The sequence below is a fragment of the Paraburkholderia sp. A3BS-1L genome, assembly GCF_051125215.1.
Lineage (GTDB): Bacteria > Pseudomonadota > Gammaproteobacteria > Burkholderiales > Burkholderiaceae > Paraburkholderia.
The window spans coordinates 1068563-1089683 of record NZ_CP120444.1 but is presented as its reverse complement, the minus strand read 5'-3'; the positions used below and the strand labels follow the sequence as shown (position 1 = coordinate 1089683).

At 58.7% G+C, this 21121-nt stretch carries 21 protein-coding genes; 15 read left to right on the top strand and 6 right to left on the bottom strand.

Translation table 11 applies throughout. The features are described 5' to 3' along the window. Positions 1 to 18: 18 nt before the first annotated feature. The 8 genes from P5W99_RS30085 (at position 19) to P5W99_RS30050 (ending at position 7265) form a co-directional block, all read left to right on the top strand. Positions 19 to 1617, top strand: a complete 1599-nt coding sequence (locus P5W99_RS30085) for a phage/plasmid primase, P4 family (RefSeq protein ID WP_434664759.1) — start codon at positions 19 to 21, stop codon at positions 1615 to 1617. Positions 1618 to 1740: 123 nt separating this feature from the next. Continuing rightward, positions 1741 to 2616, top strand: coding sequence for a hypothetical protein (locus P5W99_RS30080; protein WP_434664757.1), 876 nt, complete (start codon positions 1741 to 1743; stop codon positions 2614 to 2616). Between the two features lie 73 nt (positions 2617 to 2689). Further along, positions 2690 to 3076, top strand: a complete 387-nt coding sequence (locus tag P5W99_RS30075; protein ID WP_434664756.1) for a single-stranded DNA-binding protein — start codon at positions 2690 to 2692, stop codon at positions 3074 to 3076. Between the two features lie 27 nt (positions 3077 to 3103). Further along, the gene (locus P5W99_RS30070; RefSeq protein ID WP_434664755.1) at positions 3104 to 3853 is read left to right on the top strand and encodes a hypothetical protein; all 750 of its coding nucleotides are present in this window, start codon (positions 3104 to 3106) and stop codon (positions 3851 to 3853) included. A gap of 11 nt (positions 3854 to 3864) precedes the next feature. After that, complete coding sequence (locus tag P5W99_RS30065) at positions 3865 to 4203, top strand: hypothetical protein (RefSeq protein WP_434664754.1); 339 nt, start codon at positions 3865 to 3867, stop codon at positions 4201 to 4203. Positions 4204 to 4421: 218 nt separating this feature from the next. After that, the gene (locus P5W99_RS30060) at positions 4422 to 4691 is read left to right on the top strand and encodes a hypothetical protein (protein ID WP_434664753.1); all 270 of its coding nucleotides are present in this window, start codon (positions 4422 to 4424) and stop codon (positions 4689 to 4691) included. Between the two features lie 168 nt (positions 4692 to 4859). Further along, complete coding sequence (locus tag P5W99_RS30055; protein WP_434664752.1) at positions 4860 to 5405, top strand: hypothetical protein; 546 nt, start codon at positions 4860 to 4862, stop codon at positions 5403 to 5405. A 336-nt stretch (positions 5406 to 5741) separates the two neighbouring features. After that, on the top strand, positions 5742 to 7265 hold the full coding sequence (locus P5W99_RS30050) for an RNA-directed DNA polymerase (protein ID WP_434664751.1): 1524 nt from the start codon (positions 5742 to 5744) through the stop codon (positions 7263 to 7265). 1104 nt (positions 7266 to 8369) lie between these two features. On the opposite strand, the gene P5W99_RS30045 is transcribed toward P5W99_RS30050, so the two are convergent. The 3 genes from P5W99_RS30045 to P5W99_RS30035 all read right to left on the bottom strand — a co-directional run bounded on the left by P5W99_RS30045 (position 8370) and on the right by P5W99_RS30035 (position 10760). Next, the gene (locus P5W99_RS30045; protein WP_434664750.1) at positions 8370 to 8801 is read right to left on the bottom strand and encodes a hypothetical protein; all 432 of its coding nucleotides are present in this window, start codon (positions 8799 to 8801) and stop codon (positions 8370 to 8372) included. After that, positions 8794 to 9636 carry a hypothetical protein gene (locus tag P5W99_RS30040; RefSeq protein WP_434664749.1) on the bottom strand — a complete coding sequence of 281 codons (843 nt, stop codon included), beginning with the start codon at positions 9634 to 9636 and terminating at the stop codon, positions 8794 to 8796. Before P5W99_RS30040 ends, P5W99_RS30045 begins: the two co-directional genes overlap by 8 nt. 422 nt (positions 9637 to 10058) lie before the next feature. Next, the gene (locus P5W99_RS30035; protein ID WP_434664748.1) at positions 10059 to 10760 is read right to left on the bottom strand and encodes a helix-turn-helix transcriptional regulator; all 702 of its coding nucleotides are present in this window, start codon (positions 10758 to 10760) and stop codon (positions 10059 to 10061) included. Between the two features lie 444 nt (positions 10761 to 11204). On the opposite strand from P5W99_RS30035, the gene P5W99_RS30030 reads away from it, so the two are divergent. The 6 genes from P5W99_RS30030 (at position 11205) to P5W99_RS30005 (ending at position 17233) form a co-directional block, all read left to right on the top strand. Beyond that, positions 11205 to 12665 (top strand): hypothetical protein, encoded by a 1461-nt coding sequence (locus P5W99_RS30030; RefSeq protein ID WP_434664746.1) that lies wholly within the window; start codon positions 11205 to 11207, stop codon positions 12663 to 12665. A 55-nt stretch (positions 12666 to 12720) separates the two neighbouring features. After that, on the top strand, positions 12721 to 13677 hold the full coding sequence (locus P5W99_RS30025) for a hypothetical protein (RefSeq protein ID WP_434664744.1): 957 nt from the start codon (positions 12721 to 12723) through the stop codon (positions 13675 to 13677). A 132-nt stretch (positions 13678 to 13809) separates the two neighbouring features. Continuing rightward, positions 13810 to 15156 carry an IS4 family transposase gene (locus tag P5W99_RS30020; RefSeq protein WP_434664743.1) on the top strand — a complete coding sequence of 449 codons (1347 nt, stop codon included), beginning with the start codon at positions 13810 to 13812 and terminating at the stop codon, positions 15154 to 15156. Between the two features lie 647 nt (positions 15157 to 15803). Continuing rightward, positions 15804 to 16142, top strand: a complete 339-nt coding sequence (locus P5W99_RS30015) for a hypothetical protein (protein ID WP_434664741.1) — start codon at positions 15804 to 15806, stop codon at positions 16140 to 16142. Positions 16143 to 16419: 277 nt separating this feature from the next. After that, positions 16420 to 16725 (top strand): hypothetical protein, encoded by a 306-nt coding sequence (locus P5W99_RS30010; protein WP_434664739.1) that lies wholly within the window; start codon positions 16420 to 16422, stop codon positions 16723 to 16725. Positions 16726 to 16771: 46 nt separating this feature from the next. Further along, complete coding sequence (locus tag P5W99_RS30005) at positions 16772 to 17233, top strand: hypothetical protein (protein WP_434664737.1); 462 nt, start codon at positions 16772 to 16774, stop codon at positions 17231 to 17233. Positions 17234 to 17499: 266 nt separating this feature from the next. Here the strand turns inward: P5W99_RS30005 and P5W99_RS30000 are convergent, their stop codons facing one another. From P5W99_RS30000 to P5W99_RS29990, 3 genes are read right to left on the bottom strand one after another with little or no spacing between them, the layout of a single operon-like run. Then, entirely contained in the window at positions 17500 to 18090 is a 591-nt protein-coding gene (locus P5W99_RS30000) for an aspartate kinase (protein ID WP_421027459.1), read from the bottom strand. 36 nt (positions 18091 to 18126) lie between these two features. Next, the gene (locus P5W99_RS29995) at positions 18127 to 19185 is read right to left on the bottom strand and encodes a hydantoinase/oxoprolinase family protein (protein WP_421027458.1); all 1059 of its coding nucleotides are present in this window, start codon (positions 19183 to 19185) and stop codon (positions 18127 to 18129) included. Continuing rightward, positions 19175 to 20212 carry an ATP-grasp domain-containing protein gene (locus tag P5W99_RS29990; protein ID WP_421027457.1) on the bottom strand — a complete coding sequence of 346 codons (1038 nt, stop codon included), beginning with the start codon at positions 20210 to 20212 and terminating at the stop codon, positions 19175 to 19177. The genes P5W99_RS29995 and P5W99_RS29990 overlap by 11 nt, the downstream gene beginning before the upstream one ends. Positions 20213 to 20225: 13 nt before the next feature. Here P5W99_RS29990 and P5W99_RS29985 point away from each other — a divergent pair, with 13 nt between their 5' ends. Next, the gene (locus tag P5W99_RS29985; RefSeq protein WP_421027456.1) at positions 20226 to 20957 is read left to right on the top strand and encodes a HisA/HisF-related TIM barrel protein; all 732 of its coding nucleotides are present in this window, start codon (positions 20226 to 20228) and stop codon (positions 20955 to 20957) included. Positions 20958 to 21121 lie beyond the last annotated feature (164 nt).

The window sequence follows — 21121 nt, the reverse complement described above, 5'->3', positions numbered from 1 at the left end:
AGCCGTGTGGAGACTGGCATGACGACGCGAACCCAAGAGGACCTGCCTGAAACGGGGGCCGCCGGGACGGCAAGCGCATCGCGCGTAAAGCCGCAAGCCCCATCAGCGCTCGAAGCGGAAGCGCTACGCCTCGATGACGCACGCAACAATTTCCTCGGAAACCGTCACGCAGCGAACGGCCATGGCGCGAAGGGCAATTGTGCGCGTGGCAATGGCGACCGCATGGCCGTACCACTGGCCGCGATACCTCTGCACCTGTCCGGTGAAATCGCCGCTACCGTCGATCTGAACGAAGACGCCATTGCCGTTGTGTTCGCATCGGCTCATCAGGGCAAGCTGCTCTACGATGCACAGCGCGGCAAGTGGTACAGGTGGGAAGGCACCCACTGGAGGCAGGACGATGGCGCACGCGTCACGCGCGAGATGATCCGCCGCACCGTGCGCAAGATGTGCCGTGGCGAACCGCGCTGGCTGACGGCCCGCATGATCGACGCGGTTGAAAAGCTCTCACGCACCGATGAGCGCACCTGTCCGCGCGGAACGTTCGACGCCGAACCGTTGCTGCTCGGCACGCCTGGCGGCGTGATCGATCTGCGTGACGGCACGACGCGCACGGCACGCCCTGAAGACCTGATGACCCGGCTGACCGGTACAATGCCCGCGTTCGGCACGCCGTGCGAGCGCTGGCTAGGGTTACTCGGCGCGTGCATTCACGGCTTCGGCCCGGATGGCGAGCCGCGCAGCGCGCCGCCCGGTGACACTATGGTGAGGTTCCTGCAACGCGTGTGCGGCTACTTCCTCACGGGCTCGACGCGCCACGAATTCGTGTTCCTGCTTTTTGGCGGCGGCGCGAACGGCAAATCCACCTTCCTGCGCGTGCTGCGCGAAATTCTGGGCGATTACTTCGTTTCGGTCGCGGTTGAAACTTTCCTGCAAACCGCTCATGACCAGCACCCGACCGGCATGGCGCATATCGAAGGCGCACGGCTCGCGGCCTGCGGCGAACTGCCTGATAACCGCTCGTGGAACTCGCAGCGCGTTAAAGACATCAGCAGCGGCGAAAAGATGTCAGCGCGCCATATGCGCCAGGACTTCTATGACTTCGTGCCGGTCTGCAAGCTGCTCTTCGTGGGGAATCACCGCCCGCGCCTTCGGCAGGTCGATGAGGCAGAGAAGCGCCGCTTTCGCGTCATCCCGTTCATTCACAAGGTGCCGGAGAGCCAGCGCGACCCGAAACTCGAAGACGCGCTGCGCGAGGAATATCCGGCCATTCTCGCGTGGATGATTGAAGGCGCCCAGGCGGTCATTGCCGAAGGCTTCGGCACGATGCCCGCCGCTGTCACGCAGGCGACAGATGAATATTTCGCGGAAAACGATACGTTCGCCCTGTGGGCCGCAGAACGGCTGCTGCTGCACAAGGACTTGTCCGTGCGTGCTGGCCTTGCCTACTCGAACTATCGCCGCTGGTTTGAAGAAAACGGCCACGAGGGCCGCCCGGTATCGCCAAGGGAATTCAAGGCGCGAATGACCGGCATGGGCGCTATCCACGAGCGCAGCAATAGCGAGCGCCTGTATCGCGGAGTCGCATTGAACATCGGTGACGACGATGAGCCGTGACACTAGTGACACTTGTGACGCTACTTCCCACCATCTATGCATATCGCGCGCCTATAGAGAGCTAACCGGAGGTTGGCGTCACTAGCGTCACAAACTGCCTGCACCACAACGAAAGGAATGGACATGGGACGCAGATTGCATCTGCACTCAATCGAGATCATCGACACCGCCCGCGCAGTGCTCGCCGAGATCGCGCCGACGACCGTTCGCAGCGTCTGCTATCAGCTATTCACGCGCGGCCTGATCGCCGACATGGGAAAGAACGAAACCGGCAAGGTTTCACGGCTGCTCACACGCGCCCGCGAAAGCGGTGTGATCCCGTGGCACTGGATCGTGGACGAAACCCGCGAGATCGAACGAGCCGCGCAGTGGAGCGACGGCGAGGTATTTATCGAACAGGCCGTTCGCCAGTACCGCCGCGATTGCTGGCTCGATCAACCGTGCCGTGTCGAAGTCATCAGCGAGAAAGGCACGGTCAGGGGCGTGCTTGCGCCCGTGCTCGATGACTTCGGCGTGCCATTCCGCGTGATGCATGGGTTCGGTTCCGCGACCGTGCTTAACGATATGGCATGCACGATCAATGCCGCCGAATCGCCTTCGATCCTGCTCTATGTGGGCGATTATGACCCGTCCGGGCTCTACATGAGCGAAGCGGATTTGCCCGAACGGCTCATGCGCTATCACGCGGACCCGGAACACTACGAACTGCGCCGCGTGGCACTCACCTGCGAAGACGCTGGCCGCCTGCCGTCTTTCCCGGCTGACGCCAAGCGCGGCGACGCGCGGCACGAATGGTTCGTGCGGAGCTACGGCGCGCAGTGCTGGGAACTTGACGCCATGAATCCGAATGACCTGCGCGAGCGCGTGCGCCACTGCATCGCCGCCTGTCTCGATATTGACGCATGGGAGCACGCGCTGATGATCCAAGCCGCCGAACGCGAGTCGATGGACTCGTTTATGGGCGACTGGCAGCGCATGTTGCAAGGGGGCCGGGTGTGAATTTCTATTCTGCGACCTGTCCGCAAATAGCCTTCGAGGTGGCGAAATGCTCGATGCGTTAATCGGCGGTGCTTTGACCGCCGCGCCGCAGGAAAAAACGAGCGCGAGCGGCAAGCCGTACGTGCAAGCCAAGATGCGCGCGCCGACCACGGACGGCGAATCCACCTTCGTGCTGCTCACGGAGTTTGATCCCGATGTGTGCCGTGCTCTGCTCGCGCACGCCGCGGGTAATTCCATCGCGGTGAGCGGGCCGCTGCGACTCGGCATCTGGCAGCCGGAACGTGGCGAGCCGCGTATGAATGTCAGCATGATCGTGAGCGCGGTTCTGAGCACCTATGCCGTCAAGCGCCGCCGCGAAGCGATGCGAGATCAGGGCCGCCCGGAGCGCTCCAGTGGCGCGCGGGCATCATCGAGCGGTGGCAATGATTTTCACGATGACGCGCTTGATGGCGCGTTTTGAAGTCTCACTACCGGAGGCAGAACCACCATGGCGAAATCTAAGATTGAAACGGCCGAGATGGACGAAACGGCGGCCCGCGTGCGGGATGCACGCGTCGAACTCATGCGCCTGCGCGCCGAGCTTGTACGCTGCACGAGTGCGGTAGGCGTGGGTGCGGAGCACGCCGATGCGCTTGAGCAATTGCGCGAACAACGTCGTGAATTGCTCGCGGCTGCATACGCAGATGATGTGAACCCCGACACGAGCGAGGTCGACACAGCCATCGCGGAACATGAGCGCAAGCACGCCGCTGCCATTGAGGCGGCGGCAGTGGCACGCGATGCAGCGGTCGTAATCGAGGCGCGCATCGAGGCACAGCAGGACCTCATGGAGCCGCTAGTTGCCGAGTGGCGAGAGCACGCACAGCAGGCCATCCTTCGGGGGCTCGACGCGACGGAGGAAAAGTTTGCGCGCGCGCTCGATGCGCTTGCCGGTCCCGTTGCGGAATTCACCGCGTATGCGAAGGTCTGGCGCGAGTTGACCGGCAAGCCGATTCCCGCCGATGGTCGCGAAGAATTGTGCGAAGCCATGCGCGGCGTACCGGCTCTGCGCGTGCGCTGGGACTTCTCACCATTGAAACACCCGGAACTTTCGGCACGCTTCGCGTCGGAAAGCTACCAGGGCGCAGCGCGCTTTGTGCCGGATTGGCTCGCCCCCGACTCGACGGACTTCGCGGCGCGTGAGACCGCTGCGCTGCGCGCGCTGCTGCATATCGATGACGTGGGTGGAACCCGCTAAAGGAGAGCAACATGACGGATGATGAACTTCTCGCCTTGGGGCTCAAGGCGATGATCGTGGCGCGCGGCCGCTCGGTGCAGGGCCCTGTTCCGGGGACTGGTCGACCAGACCCGGACAATCCGAACCGCGTGATCGGTGTGACTTCGAAAACGTATCGCTCTGGCTCCACGGTTTGGTTGACACCGGACGAAGCGCCGCGCCTTCGCGATCTCGGATATGTGCTTGACCCCGAGCGCGATGCGCAGATCGTCTCGGCGATGTTCGCACCGGCGCCCGCACCGGATGCGCCGACCGTGCTCAATATGGTGCCCGCCGAAGCATTCAATCTGCGGGCCGTAGGAAACCATTAGGGAGACATGACATGGACAAGACGAACGCCTCCGCGCCGTACGCCAAGCGTCTCTGGGATGCCTGCCTGCGCCCGGCACCGCCTAAACGCGCCGCTGCCGGGGCCACGCCAGCAAAGCCGAAAGCATCAACGCCACACGCAAAGCCATCCACGGCAAATGCGAAGTCCGTCACACGTGCCACCGCACGCGCTGCGGTGAGCCATGCCGCGAGCGAGCCTATGAGCACTCCCGTGAGCCGTCGCGACTTCGCGCACCTGCTGCGTGTGCACGCACCTGAGCCGCCGGCATCACCGGTACCACGCCGTGACATCCGCTCGCCTGTACTGAGCCACGAGCAAGCGGCGGCGACAGCCCGCGCCATCGTGCGGGCGAACAACCGCCGCCTGGGGCTCACTCCGGACGCCGGTATGCCGCCCGAGCAGGCAAACATGACGGCAACCGCGAAGCGCATTGTCGAGGTGGCGAGGCGCGTGGGCTTGGCGTGGTGATGGACTCCCACACATTGGAACTCCGGGAACTCTCAAAAGGGACTCTCGGAATGCTTTCTATAGGATTACGGGTCCTTCTGGCACTCTTTTGCAGTAGGGGCATCGCTAGCGTGCGTTTTCCCCGTAGCTATCGATTCCGGAATTTGTTTTAAAACTGCTATGGCAGGTTTGACGCAAGCCGAATTCGCGCGCCGGTCCAACTGCTCGCAAACCACCGTATCGAAAGCGTTGCGCGCAGGGCGGCTTGCATTGCTGGCCGATGGGGGCATTGATCCGCGTTTTCTGGAAAAGCAGTGGCGCGCGCAACCGGTCCACACGAAGGCTGCGAACGCGTCGAGCAGCACGGACAGGCCTGCGAAGAAGGTGGGCCGCCCGCCTAAGAAGCCCGTCGAACCGGCGAGTGCAGAGCGTGTGGCAAGTTTCGCGGCGGCGGCGCTGCAGAAAGAGCGAGCACTTGCTGGGTTGCGTGAACTGGAGTATCAGCAGCGCGCGGGCGCGCTCATTTCGCTTGATGCCGCGAAACGCGTGCTCTTCGAGGCGGCGCGTGGTGCCCGTGACGGCTGGCTTTCGTGGCCCTCACGCGTGGCACCGCTGCTGGCCGCCCGTCTCGGCATCGCGCCTGATGTCGTGCTTCATGAACTCACGGCGCTCGTGCGCGAGCAGTGCGCCTGCCTCGGCGAGCCAGCGGCGGACTTCGGCGCGCGCGAATCCTGAGCGCAGCGCAGCATTTAGCACGTGGTAAGCGTCTAACGGCTATTCATCTTTGGATATGCATGATTCTGTCGCGGTACGACGTGCGCCGCCATGCTCGCATGGATAGATATGCCGCACGCAAAGCGCATAATCTCGGCTAGCGGGCGCTCCAATCCAAGACTCTTGCAACGGATCAGGGTTGGCCTTCTCACCGCCCGGTACGAAACTCGGTAGAAGTCGGCAGCATCTGTGTGCTAGGAGGCGTTTCGATGCTGGCGAACCGCTGGTAGAATTTTTCGCTTCGATCTTGCCGACTGCCTTCGGGAGCGGCTTATTGCCAAAACAAATCTAAGGCTTATGACGATCCTCACCGACCAAGCTCTGGAATTTGCTCGAGAACATATTGAGAAATTCTATGACTCAGACTTCTTCCCAAAGCCGCCAGAATTCCAAGCGCTGTGGCATCAGTGGGGTGAGGTCAAGAAAGAGCTAAGTTCCAAGAACGTAGCGAAACTGTGGGTCACGTCTCCGCGTGCCATGACCATCGCTAAGCCGAAGGCGGGGTTTCGGGTCGTGCATCAGTTAGAGCCCTTGGATGCGCTTGTCTATTCGGCACTTGCATGCCAAGTAGCACCCAGCGTTGAAGCGGCAAGAATGCCCGCTGAACTGCACGTCGCTTGTTCGTATCGTTTTCAAATTGCTGATGGCAGTTACTTCGCAGGTGGCTCTGGTTGGGCCAACTTCGCGAGCAAGACTGAGGAGTTGGCGGATCAGTTTTCACATGTGCTCGTCACGGACATCACGGATTTTTATAATCAGATTTACCTCCATCGACTTAATAACGGGATAGAGGCTGCGGACGGCGGCCTTAAGCCAATAGCCGACGACATTGAGACTTTCCTGTCCATGCTGAACGAGAAGGCATCTCAAGGGGTGCCTGTAGGGCCAGCGGCAAGCATCGTAATGTCAGAAGCGGTACTAATTGATGTAGACGTGTTCTTGCGAGATCAGGGTGTATCCCATACACGATATGTAGACGACATCCGTATTTTCTCGGATTCGCCTCGCCTGTTGATGCAGGTACTTGAGCGCCTGACCTTGTATCTTTACGAGAACCACAGATTGACACTCTCCTCCGACAAGACGTTCGTTATGGAGGCGAAAATGTACGTAAAGGAACACCTGCACAACACATACGCGGAAGAAAAGGTCAAGCTCCTCGAAACACTGGAGGTAATAAACCCCTACACCAACGAGATTGAAGAAATCGAGATCGAGATCGATGACGACGAGGAGGTCCAGAAAGCTCAGCTAAAAGCCGCGATCGAGAAAGTTCTTGCATACGAACACTTGGATTTGGGATTGGCACGCAGCGTTATACGTACGGCTCGGCGTCACAAGATATCGGCGATTGCCTCGCACCTCTTGCATGAGTTTGAGTTTTTCGTTCCGGCGATTAATGACGTCGTGTTGTATCTTCAAGAGGTAACTGATGAAACACTTGCCAAGGAGCTTCGACCGCAACTCGAAGCCATAGTGGATTCAGGCGCGTTGGACAGCCAATTGGTTCGCTTCTGGATAGAGTGGTATGTGGCCCAGCAGCCGATCTACATGGCGGCTCCCAAACTCTACGGTTTGGTGTTCGGTGGCCCCAACGTCGAGAATCAAGCGCTCGCTGCCATAGCAACCAAGAACATCGCTTGGGTCAGGGATCACAAGGCAGGCGTCTATAACCTGGGCGGTTGGGCACGTCGTTCCATCTTGAATGCCGCGCGAGTACTGCCGAGTGACGAACGGGAACATTGGTTGAAGCTGTTCATCAATAATTCGCCAGTAATTCTCGACAGATGGATAGCGAAATGGGTGCTTGAAACAACATGACGATTCCCTTGGAATAGCCATGAAACGGCCGTGCGATTAGGTGATGAGCGTGGTTCCACGCAGCTCCGCTCGGTCTCCTTCTATGGCGCGCTGAATGCGGGCTTTTTCTGTCTAAACGGCACGTGCAGCCCTTGATCGTTCATTCGCAGCGATGAGGTGACAGGCCGAAAATCCGCGCGATGGCGGGGCTCGCGCCGGCCGCTGTCTCTCTCGCTCACGACGCAGTGCAAATCGCCTAGAGCGGGCGAGCAAAGCGGAACTGCGCGAGATCGCCAGCTATATGCTCGCGCTACCAAGCCTCGCCAACGCGCCCTGCTCAGGTTGACAGGTTCACTCAGAGTAGCAACGGCACGCGGTTGCTCCCCACCGTCCCCAACTAAGTCTCCTTTACTGCCCCTATGCGGGCTTTTTCTGCGCGCGCCGCATTGGCTGCCCCACGCACGCTTAGACGCGGCGATCACGCAGCGGGCAACATCAGTTTTATTCGCTGGTCTACCTACTCATTTCCGCTCGCGCGGTCAGCCGACGGGGCGCGTCACCGGCTCATCAGGAAGCGGCGCGGACTTCAGACGCGCACGCCTCATCCGCTTCAAGCCGTAGATCGTGTGCTGACTGCAACCCAGCATAGCGGCGGCTTCCTTGCATGACAGCATCAGAGCGTGTTGTTCGGGTTTCGTTTCGGTCTGGGCAGGCGCGCCTTGTACTGGCGCGCGCTTGTTTTCCCGAGCATCCTGAATGCTCTGATGCCATGACCGCTGGTATACGCTGAAGGTGGCGGCGTTTTGATTGGAACGTGTGCCATGGATACCGGCGGAGACGTGATAGCTCGATCCATTGATGATGTGATACGCGAGCGCATCCGATGGTTCTCCGCAGTGACGAGCCGCACGAATCCGGACCGAAGACCCCGAAGGACGCCGCGAACATGACCGTCTTCGCAAGGCCGGTCAGCGCGCAGCGCAGCGGGGGTACGCTCATGACAAACTGTGATCGTGAACCCGCATCTTGCGTTCCGCTTGCAACGGCTCGGCGTCGACGAAGTCCGCAGACTTCAACGCAAGTTCAAGTGCGCGTTCGTCGTCCAAAAGCGTGCATTGCTTACGGTCATTCACTCTTCGGAAATAAAGCCATTAATAAGCCGACTGAAGTGTCAAGGAAAATATGAACCGCTGCGGTCAAGACGAAAAACGCTCCCCACGCAACGAGAACATCATGCTTGGCCATCTGCTCTACACTTTTTGCAACGGCCCCAAGTAAGCCCGACATAACAACTAGACCTGTCTGCTCATAAAGAGCCAGCTTAAACTGGTTGATTGAGGCGCCAAACGATACCTTATGTGTGTCAGTAAGCTCTCTCAGCTTGACTGCAACCACCGCTGTTGTTTGAACATTAATCGCAAGTAGAGCGATAACAATTGGTATTAAATTTGGAATGAGAATTTCCGATACGACCGTCGACTTGATCCAGAATGAGAGTCCAGTCGCAGCACCGGCAAAAACGGCATAAGCTATTAAATTTCTAAGCCAATCAATCATGATCGAGCACCGAGAGCCACTGATCAAGGACCATCTCATTCGGCCCTTCCAAGGCAAGTTCGTCGATCTCGATGGTCTTGATATTCGTTGACGTACGCACCGTTTTCCTTAACCCTTTGAATTTTATCGCGACATCGCCACCACCCATTGCCGAATATTCAACGCAACCCTCTATTAACGGATTTTGTGCGGAAACGTCCAACGTTGCCTCATGGCCAGCCTCAAGTTCCAGAGAGGTTTTATGTGAGTTCGTGTCTCGATTCAATTGCTTGAGATCAATTTTTAGCACCTTTGAGATGTTCGCCATGTTTGGCGAAACCATTTCGAATTTAATGCGTAAAACCCGGCCGTGAAATTCGTCCATCAAATCCCAAAATTGCCTTTTATCAAACTGCTCTCGAATTTCAACAAATAATCCAAAAATATGAAGCGGCCGCGCGACGGAGCGCTCAATGATTTTCACCACTGTGGCTGTCGAGGCAAAGGCTTTGACGTTAGGGGCCACACCGATAAATTGATGCGCCGGATCATTATTTATAATCACTGTAACATACGGCCAATCGTCAATCCGCTCATCTTCGAAATCATGATTTGTTCGAAGCATACTTTTGTGCGCGCTGATCTTAAATACAAACCACGGTCCGCTATGAAAAAGAAGTTTATGGTGAATATGAGTTCGATTATACGAAAACTCCAAAATAGAAGTCAAAACTCGACCAAAGAACTCGTTCTTTCTTTCGCGAATTTGATCTGCGGTCAAAGGCTCATCAAAAATCCCGAATTGTTGTTGCGTAATTGGAAGAAGTTGATAACGATATAATTCAATCAGCGCCATACATCACCCCGAAGTTCCCTTGCACCTTTCGCTATGCCTGATGCATAGATATAGTTTGTCTACGAAACATTGATAGGCGTTCGCAACGCGCAAATTGTAACCAATCTGCGTAAAAAGGTACCTATTTTCCGCGAAGAACCATGCCCGACCCGCGCGACTAACTCGGCGGGCCGGATCCTGGCGTTACTGCACGGTACTAGTCGGCGGAAGCATCGCGTGACCTGTTCGTTCGGATCGGTGCGCGCATCCAAGCCGCGCGCTACAGTTTGCTTAAAGGGTATCCCCGTATCCCTCAGTCTCCGAAGGAATTGTGCCCCCCTCGTGCGGGCTTTTTTCTGTGCGCTGCACGAGCCGTCTCACTCTCGTCCATGCGCTGCGAAGACGCGGCGGGGCGATATCGTGTTTATTCCCGTGTTTAGCGATCAATAGCGCTTGCGCGGTCTTCCCACGGGTCGCTTTACGGCCCTGTCAGGAAGCGGCGCGGACTTCAGACGCTCGTTCGCAGCCTTCATGCTCTCACGGCTCAAATAATCCTCGATAGCGGCGCGTGAATACTTCACACGGTTCCCAAGTCGCATAGGCACCGGCCAATCCGCTTTTTCTTTCTCGAACCGCAAGATAGTTGAAATACTGCAACCCAGCATCGAGCCGACTTCCTTGCGAGACATCATCAACGCGCCAGGTTTCGGTTCCGGCTTCGCTTCGGTCTCTGGCTGCGATGGCTCAGGGGCGAATGCCTGATAGCGCTGTGCCTGAATTGCGATCTCGTCGGAGATAGCCTCGCGAATTTCGCGAATCAACGCGCGGGCAAACGCGGCGAGTGCCTCTTCAACGCTCAATTTTCCCGCTGGTGCTTTTTCGTTCAATACCTGCACACGCCGGGCGAATGTTTCAGCCTTGGTCTTATCCCACAGCTTCGGGGAACCGTGAGGCGTATCCAGTGGTTGAAACGGAATCTTGTTCGCCTTGCGCAACGCTTCGAACTCCGAGTAGTTGCCGAGCAACTCAACGAACTCTGAAGTCGTGATGTAGTCGTCGGCGCTGACGTTCATGGATTCGAGCGCACGTCTCTTCGCCGTTCTGGTCACTGATTTGCTGAGTTTCTCAATGCGGTCGGAAAGCATTTCGTCCCCTCGCTTAGCTCAATATCTGCGCGCTTCTGGCTGAACTCGCCGACCCTTCACGCGCCGTCCCGGCTCACCCGATGAGCGACCCCGTACGCCGCCGCATTCGCTCATGCTGCATGTCGCATTGAGGAGCGCCACGTTGGTGGGGGCTGCCCGCTGACAGGTTCCCGCTACAATCGGGCAAACAATCTCACCTGTGAACATGCGCGATGAATAGGACGGTAATGGCGGCAATATTCCTGTTCGCGAGTGGCGCGGCATCGGAGTTCGACGTGGACGGCTATCGGGTGGGCATGACACCCGCCGCCGTTGCTGGCATCGCGCAACGGCAAGGTTTGGAAATATGGCAAATGGGAATCCCCAGCACTTGGGCCACTGACATTCGCGTGCAGTCTCGTCTTGACGCCACTTTTTTGACAACGCAGACAAAGGTATAAGAACATGTCATCTCTGAGTGCAGTCGTCACGCTTAGACCGATCCGGTTTGCTTTCCTCGTACGTCCCGACAATACAAAGTTAGTGCATGAGATATTTAAGATAAACACCTGTCTGTGGGGCGGAAGATTTAACCCTATCATCCCATTTTTTAGGCAAATTCCAAAGTGGTGGGATCGGCACGGAGGAAGCTTTGAAACCGCGTTACAAGTAATCAATGGATATCTGGATGCCTTCGAGCCAGATTTCCTAGTTGAAACAGAAGCGGGAATGGCAAACGGGCTGGGCTTCGACGAAGATCGCGTACTTCAACTTGAAAATATTCTAGGTCGAAAGAAAAAATTCAGCGAAGGCAATGGTTTGGACGTATTCGACATATATCGCGATCTATATAATAAAAAATTCCAATTTGTTAGTCGCGATGGGCACGATGTAGTCGATGTAACTCCCAAACAAAAGTCGCTTGGAGCTTTTGGTGCGTGCTTATTTGGTGGGTTTCCGGAAGAGGATGAACTCAAATACTTGCATCAGGGATTCGTGGATGCATTTGCACCACGAGAGGTTGAATTGACCGCCCGGACATTGACTGAACTCCATCGCTCTCAATACACATCCGCATTGCGCATCGGAAGTTCAACAATAAATGTAAATTACCACGACCATAACGATCCTGCAATTTTCGTTATGGACGCAAAAGATCCGCGCGATTTAATTGATTATTGGAATCTGCGCATATTTCAGCGACATGTACTTCCCATCCCGATCCAATGGCTTGAAGAAATGTCTCCATTTTGCAAGGAAGTGATCGAGTCAAATCACAGACCCTTACCCGGCAACCCAAACGGGGTCATGATTCGCGAGACGGTGATGTTCGCACGATCTATCGCGACCGCTGATATAGAACCGTTATATGACGCACATCTTAAGGTGAACAAAGCTGGCGCCAATGTGCTTCAAGTCTGGTATCCGTCGATTTGGCAACCATCGCCGAGTTTTACCGTTAGGCGAACACGATGCACGTTGTCAGCTGGCGAGCGACGTTTCGATACGAAAATCGATTCGGACAAGCCAGAAATCCGGCTTGATACACTTTATCCCGAATTTGCAGATCAGTACGGCGGCATCGAAAATAGATGGGCGAATGTTGTGAAACTGGATGACTGGAGTGGCAAGGCGCAAATTGCGACGGTGTTTCCTACCGATTATAAATCACCCAAGGGACCGAAATTCCATGCTCCATTCGGCAAAATAATACCCACGACCGAGGGTTTTGCATATTTCGTGCGATTCAAAAATGTGCCGAATACTTGGACGTTGGATGATGGTACGTCCGCCATTGGAAAGTGGTTAAAGGAAAATAATATCGATGCCGAATTATCGGATGCAGGAAGATCAACGCAGCAAATTATTCAAGCTCTAGATGGGTTTGGGGGGGGTCGGCAGTCTTTCGCATCCAGACATTGTTAAGCTTTTTAATAAGATTTCGCGCAAACCAATTTCCCCATCGATACAACATCAAAGATTGAAAAATGAAATAGATCGCGCTGTTGAAAAAGATATATGGAAGGATCGGACTTTTGAGACTCTCGTAGATAAGGGGGCGGTCGAACTCGGTCTTGAGTTGAAGTGTTCCAAATGTGGCAACTGGGGCTGGCATTCTTTAAAAGAACTCGACCACGAAGTCGCTTGCGCACTTTGCCGACGAAAGTTCAAGTTTCCCCATTTGGAACCTAGTTCAAGTCAGAAGTCCAGATGGGCATATCGTTTGGTCGGACCGTTTGCGCTGCCCGATTTCGCGCGCGGCGGCTATGCAGCGTCCCTCACAATTAGGTTCTTTGCGCGTATTTTTGGAAGACAGCGCGAGACAGAGATAACTTGGTCTGCTGGACAAATACTGCAGCTCGGCCCCCGCGACAAAGTGGAGGCCGATTTGATCCTCTGGCACCAACGCAAATCGATGCTAGCGTTGGACTATCAGACAGAATTGATATTTGGTGAGGCCAAGAGCTTTAGGGGCGAAAATGCGGAGGAAAAGCGCGCGATTGCGGATGCTTTTGAGCAAGAGGACGTAGACCGTATGAAGCGGTTGGCATCTCGTTTTCCGGGCGCAATTCTCGTCTTCGCGACGATGAAGCAAGCAAGTGAGCTTTCCGCTGGTGAAGTAGCTCGAATCGCGAAACTCGCTGAATGGGGGCGGACGTATATTCGTGAGCGGCGGCAGACAAGGGCCCCTGTAATTGTCCTTACCGGCACAGAACTGTTTGCGTCGTTCTCGCTATCAGAGGCGTGGAAAGCTGTCGGGGGGCAACACGCAGAACTCGCGAGCGGTATTTTGTGGCGTTCCGAAAGACTTAGAGAACTTGCCGACATGACGCAGCAATTATATTTAGGTATGCAGCCGTATTCGGAGTGGCGTCGAGAGAGATGGGAAAGGCGTAGACTGGTGCAGGAACGTAGGCGTGCCGTAGTTGCGACGTAGCTAGGCGGCTGCCGGGCCTAAGGCATGCCCTTATACACAAGTCACCGCAAGCGGAAAGGCACAGTGCAGGTGACGAAGCAAAAAAGCGATTGTTAACGCTGCGGATTTCCTGTTTACTCTCGGATTTTCTGCATGAAAATTCGGGACGATGCGGGGGTGTGGGTGGACGAGGAATTCGAAACGCTGGATCTGGGTGATCCACGGCGAGACCGGCGCGCGAAGGAACTGCTCAAACGGTTTGCCAGCCGGCCGACAGCCAGCATTCCCGGTGCGTGCGAGGGGTGGGCCGAGACGATGGCGGCCTATCGCTTTCTGGGCAATGAGCGCATTGAGTGGCGCGACATGATGCAGCCGCATTGGGATCGCACCACAGCGCGCATGGGGCAATTGCCGGTGGTGCTGTGCATTGCCGATACGACGGAGCTGAACTTTAACGGCCAGGATATCGAGGGCGCTGGCCCGCTCAGTTATGAAGCGCAGGTGGGCATGTATCTTCACGCGACCTATGCGGTGACACCGGATCGGGAGCCGCTGGGTGTCGTCAATTCCTGGATGTGGGCGCGTGAGCCGCGCGAAGCCAACGGCAAACGCGGTGGTGTCAGGGAAAGTATACGGTGGATCGAAAGCTACGAGATCGTGGCCGAACAGGCGCGAGCACTACCTGAGACGCGGTTGGTGTATGTGGCCGATCGGGAAGGTGATATCGCGGCGCTCATGAAGCGGGCGCAGGAACTGGGCGAACCGGCTGACTGGCTGATCCGCTCCCAGCACAATCGTGCCCTGAAGGATGAGGAAAAGCTGTGGGACAAGGTGCACGCGGGTAACGTGCTCGGCCATATCAGCTTCGTGTTGCCCGGGCGCAGTGGCCAAAAGGCGCGGGAAGTAAGGCAGGAACTGCGTAGCCAGCGCATCACGCTGCCCGGGCGGGCCGGTATCACGCTCACCTGCGTCGAGGCGTGCGAGGTGGATGCACCAGTGGGCGCCACGCCCGTTATCTGGCGTCTTGTGACCAACCGCGAAGCGGCTGATGCGGATGCGCTCATCGAACTCATTGACTGGTACCGGGCGAGGTGGGAGATCGAAATGTACTTCAATATCCTGAAGAACGCCTGCCGGGTTGAGGCGCTGCAGCTCTCGCAGATGGAGCGGGTCGAGAAGGCACTCGCGTTGTACATGGTCGTATCGTGGCGTATTGCACGGCTCATGCGTGTGGGCAGGACGTGTCCGGAGCTGGATGCGTCACTGTTCTTTGCGGCTGACGAGATACATGGCGCTCACGTACTCTCAAAAAAGCCACGCCCGAAAAAGCCACCAACGCTCAACCAGATGATACGGATGATCGCATCACTGGGTGGATTCCTCGGGCGCAAGAGCGACGGTGAACCGGGCGCGAAGACGCTGTGGATCGGTATGCAGCGGGTCATGGATGCCGTGATCACCATCCAGATCTTGCGCGACGGCTACGATACTTCTGTATAAGGGGATGGGCCTAAGGGGGCGGTGTTTCACCGCCCCCCGTTGTTTCAACGGGGGGCATGCTCCGATCGATCGCGGCTCGCGCGGACCGATGCGGATTGGGTCCGGTCGGCGCCCCGAAGCCGTCAGAAGGCTGCATGGCGAGCCGCGCGGGAATCCCGCCTGACTTGTCCGCCGATTGTCCTGAACGCAAATAAAAATGTCTTTCCTGCATGCGTTCACTTCGCGCAAATCCTTTCCTGACAAGGCTTCTGGCAATACGCCATTGTTTTTCTTAATTTCCCCTGTGCGGGGCGGCACCTACTTTTCCTTTGCAGCGGCAAGGAAAAGTAGGCAAAAGAGAGCGGCTCAAACCGCCAGTGTGACGCCGTCCACCACTCATTCGCGCTGGCGTCGGATGCGCGCGGCTTGGCCGGTCACATCGGCGCCAGTGAGTGTCGATGTGGATGGTACGCCCTGATGCAGAACGCCGAGCGACCTTGCGCTGCGAAACACGAACTTCATTCTGGGTACGTTGGAGGAAGTTACGAAAGCGGCTACTGAAGCGCTGCAAACAACCGGTGCTACATCACATGTCAAAGCACTTCAAGCGGTGCAGCTTGCCATGGCAATTCACGCCGTAGGCGTTTTTTTCGATCTTCGAGGCCCGGTTGCAAGACGCTTTGGCGTGTAAGAGCGGATTCCCGGAAGCGAAAGACATTTTGGAAAAGTCTGAAAATAAAGCCTTGCTTGGCAGATTTGAAGACCTGTATTTCGCTATCAATGCTCTTAAGCATGGTGAAGGCGCGAGCTATAAGGCGCTTTGTGCGAAGGCTGATCAGCTACCTTTCCGGTTGAAGCTTCCTGATGAGAGGTTCTTCACTGAAGGTGACGTCGCAGAAGTCGTCACGTTGATCGAGGTTGACGACAAGTTTGTGCGGTATTGTTCGGACACGATCACCGAGGTTTCAGAGGTGATTCGTAAAGAGCGGCCGGATTTTATCGGCTAGGCAAAAGCTCCCCAAGAATCGCGAGAATCGCCTAGCCGCCTTCGGGCGCTTTGGGTGAGTCTCCAGTACCAGGTGGATCACCCCAGCGTCACAGCGACGTTTCTGGCGGGCGCCTGCGGCATTGATCCCCGGTCTTCGATCCGCGCGCCATAGAAGAGAGAGGGGCACTCTCGAGCGCCGATCCGACTTTTGACCCGCCCCTCCCGACCCGCCTAAACGAAAAAAGATCTGCGTCAGTGCATAATTTCAGCGCTCGCCATCCTTGCTCACCTAACACATGTACATCTTTGTTGACGAATCGGGAACGTTCACGCTAACCGATAAAGAGAACGCGTGGTGTACGATCGCCGCCTTCGCCTTGCCTGAGTCGAAACGGAGGCCACTGGACGCGCTACTCTCAAGATTCCGTTTCAGGCATGGTGCTGGTCGCGAGGTCAAGCTCGGAGCCATCCATGAAGGTGACTTCGTCAAGTTCCTGACCGATTTGAGGAAGTTGGGAGGCGTCGCCTTTGCGGTGGCAGTCGATGTCAGCCTGCATCGTCGTAACGAAATACAACGGTATCAACAGATGCAGGCCGATTAAAATCCGGCAGAACATCGACAGAATGGTGTACGAGGAAGGCCGACGAGTGATCGCTGACCTTGCGGACGAAATTAGCGCGTTACCGCTACAACCGTACACGCAACTCGTTCTGCAAGCTGAACTCGTGCACACCGTTTTGAAGTACGCGCCCCTGTACTATGTACAACGGGAGCCCGTCGCCTTAGCGCATTTTCGGTGTCGTGTAGATCAGAAAGATCGAATACCCAATCTATACGAGAAGGTGTTTCAGAAAATCTTGCCTGGACTGTTGCAAACCAAGTCTTTACACGATCCTATGATCTCCCTTGAAGGCGCAGATTACAGTCACTTTAAGCGATTCAAGTATGAACCCGGTACTGCGCCGACCTATCTCGAAGAAACCTATGGATTGGACATCGGCACGAGCGGTGAAAACAGCGTGAACGTTGGGCGAATGATCCACGATGACTTCAGCTACGTAGATCAAACTTCGACTCTCCTGAGAGAGTGGCATTGGCCGTGGGGATGAACATGCTCCAAGTTCCCAAGGGTGAGACGACGATTCGTTTGCTATCGCTCGACCAAGGCGGGCAAGTCGATGAAAAGGCCGCCACGTTTGTCAGACTCATGGGCAAATACGCTAGACCGATGATAGCGAAGTAGCCGCGAGCCGTGGACTGCGCTCCGCCCGCCCTGGGCATGACTAGAGAATGAAAGAGACTTCCCCGTCCCGAGGCTGCGGTGGAATACGGACACCAATACAAGGAAGCGAGCCAAACGCTATATCTCGCCCCCTCAAGACGTAGCCGCATGCATCAGCAATTCCCGAACACGCGGCCAGTCCTTTTTATTAAGGATATCCAACGGATAAGAAGCCTCCCTGGTAAGCTCGGCAAAGCGCTTGTCGAGCACGCCTTTCTCCGCATGTTGCGCAACACTCCATTGCGAATCGATCTCGCACGACTTCACAATCATCAAACGCTCGGCGTTGAGCCGATTGGCAAGCCACGCCGCCAGCGAATCCGACGTCACGTCCCAGCTCGTGAGCGTATCGGCCTCCTGCCGCAGCAGACCAAACGGCGCCCACACGGCGGTCCGGCCTTCATGCAGCGCGTGGCGGATCTGAGGCTCGGTCGCCGCGATCACGAGGCGGCGGCACAAGCCCTGCATCATCAACGCGTGCTGCGCCATCGCGAGCACCGCCATGTTGTGCGCAGCAAGATCGTCGAATCGCCAGACCGCCTGATGCTCGCGCACCTGATCCGCGAAGCCGCCGCCGCCCGGCACGATCACCACGCGCCCGCCGCCCAGTTCGTTCAATTCGCGCAGCCACTTCTGCAGCAACGGGTCGCGGCTCAGGCTCCCGCCGATCTTCACCACCCACATAGGCGCTCCCCCAACGACATCGGCCATCCCGCCGCGTCACGCGAGCGCTGCATCGGCAGTCTCCGCGAACAGCAGCGCAACCGCCGCGCTGGGCGCGCAGACCTGCGCCCAGCCCGCCGCGCCGCCGTGCGCCTCGATGAGCTTGCCGAAGCGCACCGTCTCATACCCGCACGAATGCGCGAGCGCCTCGACCAGAAATGCGCCGCAGCCCGCCGCCACCAGCCGCACGGCACCGCGCGCCGGCCCGACCTTGCCCAGCATGCGCGTGAGATTCGCGGCCAGATACCCGAGCTGCAGATCGCGCCATTGGCAGGCGAAGGCAATCCATTCGGATTCCGATGCATCTCGCGCATCATGGCCGATCATGCGCGCGAGCCGCCGGTGCGTAGCCACGGCGTCCTTGCCTGCGCCGTCCGCGGCCGGATGCTGATCGTGCATGGGGGCGAGCTCGCCGGTGAGCCGGTACACGTCGGCAGTGGTTGCGAAGAGCTCGTTCATGACGTTCCAGGTCTCGCCGCGAAAGCCGATGCGCTGTGCGAGCGCGCATAGCGGCGTGCGCACGACGCCCTGATAGACCAGCTCCCCCGTGCGCAAACGCGCCGCGTCGTCGGTGCCGCGTGCGGCAACGCGGCCGCCGCGCACCGGAATCAGGTCCGTCGTGGTGCTGCCGATGTCCACCAGCACTGCATCAGGCAGGCGCCGCGCGACCACCTGAGCCGTGGCGAGCCAGTTGGCCGAGGCGATGTCCGTCCAGTGCGCCGCCACCTCGTCCAGCGCGCACCAGCGCCCCTCCCCTGCATAGAAAACCACGCGCTCGCCCAAACGTGCGGCGAGCCGCTGCGCGAGCGCAGCCACGCCGGCCTCGCGATGCTCGAAGAGATCGGCCATTTCGCCCGTCATCGTCACGGAATGGCCGGCCTCGCGGTAATCGGGCCAGCGTGCGGCGGCCTGGGCCAGCACGGCGTCCAGTTGCGCAAGGCCTTGCCAGAGCGGGCAAGGCCACTGCACGACTTCGACTACGCAGCCATGCTCCACGCGCGCCGCCTTCACGTGCGCGCCCCCGATGTCCCAGCCGATCACGAGGTCATCCAACATGGCAGACCTGTTCGGCGCCGTCGTGTGCCGTGCCGCGAACCCCGTCGTTCGCGTCGTGCTGAGCTTCGTGCTGGGCTTCGAGGTGCGCCGCAAGCACGCGCGCGGCCAGGTTCATCTCAAGCCGCGCCGCCAGCCCCGCATAGGCGCAGGTCACGCGCGGATTGATTTCGACGATCACCGGCCCACGCTCGCGATGCCAGACCACATCGACGCCAACGAAGCCCGCCAATCCCGGCAGCGCGTGCGCGACCCGCGCGGCCAGCTCCGTGCAGGCGCGGCCCACGAGGCTGTCGAGCGCGATGGCGCCTACCGTGACGCCCTCATAGGCGAGGCGCCCCTGCGTGACGTTCACATGCTGCCAGTTGACGCTCAGCAGTTCCGCGCGGCCCCGCGTGCACAGCAGCGAGAGACTCAGCGCGTCGCCCTCCACCCATTCCTCGAAAGTCACGTCCTCCTGCGCCGCGAGGCGCGCGAGGAACGCAGACTGGGCCGCGCGAAAGTCGTGATAGACATGAGTATCGATTGCGCCGGCACCGTCGTCGGGCTTCACGACCCATGCACTCGCGCCGGGCCGCAGCGGCGCGTCGGCCGACCAGGCGCGCGTGGCCGCAATGCCGGCTTGCGCGAGATGCCGCGCCGTCCTGCGCTTGCTGCCCGCCACCTGGAGCGCGGCGGCATTGCAACCGATCCAGCGCGACGCGTCCACCGCCCCGCACAGCGCGGCCAGCACGCCGTCCGTCTCGGGCGCGATGACCCAGACCGCGTCGTGGCGCTGCGCCTGTGCACCCACGAACGCAACGGCGTCGTGCGCGCGCGGCGGCACGTGCCACGTCAGCGAGGGCGCGCGCGGCGCAGTGGCGGTATCGCCAGCCGCACAGATGCAGGTCACCTCCACGCCGGGAATGCGCGCGAGGTCGCTCGCCACCGGATTGCGCATCGCGCGCCCCATCGCGAGCAGTTCGGGCCTGGCAGCCGCTGCCTCATCGCCGCCAGCACTGATATATTCGTAGACCAGCACCTTCGTCATCGCTCGCTCCCCCATGCAAATCATTCCCGTTATCGACGTGCTCGGCGGCACCGCCGTGCGTGCCATACGCGGCGAACGCAGCCGCTATCGCGCCCTCGAATCGCAACTCTGCAGCGGCAGCGATCCTGTGGACGCCGCCCACGCTCTGCTCGACTACTGCGGCGCCTCCGTGCTCTATGTCGCCGATCTCGACGGCATCATGCACGGCGCACCGCAACTCGACCTGCTTGCCCGGCTCGCCGGTGCGCTGCCCGGCATCGAGTTGTGGCTCGATGCGGGCTTTGCCGATCCTCATGCGGCCAGCGCACTGCTTGCCTTAGTGCGCGAATGCGGCACCCGCAGCGACATCGCGAACGGCACCCCAAGCGCCTCCCGCAATGCGCCCATCACGCCCGTCTTCGGCAGCGAATCGCTGCAGCCCGGCGCAATGACGCATCTGCCCGCCGACGCGCTGCTCTCGCTCGACCGCCGTCACGACACGCCGCTCGGCGATCCGCGCTGCTGGACCGACACGTCTCACTGGCCCGCACGCCTGATCGTCATGACGCTCGAGCGCGTGGGCTCGTTCGACGGCCCTGCGCTCGACACGATCGCCGAGGTCAGCGAACGCGCTGGGCAGCGGCAGATCATCGGCGCGGGCGGCATTCGCCACGCGGACGATCTGCAAGCGGCGGCCACCTCGGGCGCGACTGCATGGCTTGTGGCCTCCGCCTTGCACGAGCGGCGTATTCCCGCTGCATCCTGAATGCGCGACCCGCGCGCGGCGCCTGCCACATCGCCACAATCACGTTTCGTGCCAGTGGCGCGCGCATACCACCGCGCCACGGTTTCGCGGCTCGTCACAGTGAATCAGCAATGAACCGGCAATGGCATCGGCGACGAATCGCCAGCCAGATCGCCCCTTGCGCG

What these genes read in the sequence shown, in the direction of transcription:
- P5W99_RS30085 (WP_434664759.1), top strand. Translation starts at nt 19, where the DNA reads ATGACGACGCGAACCCAAGAGGACCTGCCTGAAACGGGGGCCGCCGGG.
- P5W99_RS30080 (WP_434664757.1), top strand. Translation starts at nt 1,741, where the DNA reads ATGGGACGCAGATTGCATCTGCACTCAATCGAGATCATCGACACCGCC.
- P5W99_RS30070 (WP_434664755.1), top strand. Translation starts at nt 3,104, where the DNA reads ATGGCGAAATCTAAGATTGAAACGGCCGAGATGGACGAAACGGCGGCC.
- P5W99_RS30065 (WP_434664754.1), top strand. Translation starts at nt 3,865, where the DNA reads ATGACGGATGATGAACTTCTCGCCTTGGGGCTCAAGGCGATGATCGTG.
- P5W99_RS30060 (WP_434664753.1), top strand. Translation starts at nt 4,422, where the DNA reads ATGAGCACTCCCGTGAGCCGTCGCGACTTCGCGCACCTGCTGCGTGTG.
- P5W99_RS30050 (WP_434664751.1), top strand. Translation starts at nt 5,742, where the DNA reads ATGACGATCCTCACCGACCAAGCTCTGGAATTTGCTCGAGAACATATT.
- P5W99_RS30045 (WP_434664750.1), bottom strand. Translation starts at nt 8,801, where the DNA reads ATGATTGATTGGCTTAGAAATTTAATAGCTTATGCCGTTTTTGCCGGT.
- P5W99_RS30040 (WP_434664749.1), bottom strand. Translation starts at nt 9,636, where the DNA reads ATGGCGCTGATTGAATTATATCGTTATCAACTTCTTCCAATTACGCAA.
- P5W99_RS30035 (WP_434664748.1), bottom strand. Translation starts at nt 10,760, where the DNA reads ATGCTTTCCGACCGCATTGAGAAACTCAGCAAATCAGTGACCAGAACG.
- P5W99_RS30030 (WP_434664746.1), top strand. Translation starts at nt 11,205, where the DNA reads ATGTCATCTCTGAGTGCAGTCGTCACGCTTAGACCGATCCGGTTTGCT.
- P5W99_RS30020 (WP_434664743.1), top strand. Translation starts at nt 13,810, where the DNA reads ATGAAAATTCGGGACGATGCGGGGGTGTGGGTGGACGAGGAATTCGAA.
- P5W99_RS30010 (WP_434664739.1), top strand. Translation starts at nt 16,420, where the DNA reads ATGTACATCTTTGTTGACGAATCGGGAACGTTCACGCTAACCGATAAA.
- P5W99_RS30000 (WP_421027459.1), bottom strand. Translation starts at nt 18,090, where the DNA reads ATGTGGGTGGTGAAGATCGGCGGGAGCCTGAGCCGCGACCCGTTGCTG.
- P5W99_RS29995 (WP_421027458.1), bottom strand. Translation starts at nt 19,185, where the DNA reads ATGTTGGATGACCTCGTGATCGGCTGGGACATCGGGGGCGCGCACGTG.
- P5W99_RS29990 (WP_421027457.1), bottom strand. Translation starts at nt 20,212, where the DNA reads ATGACGAAGGTGCTGGTCTACGAATATATCAGTGCTGGCGGCGATGAG.
- P5W99_RS29985 (WP_421027456.1), top strand. Translation starts at nt 20,226, where the DNA reads ATGCAAATCATTCCCGTTATCGACGTGCTCGGCGGCACCGCCGTGCGT.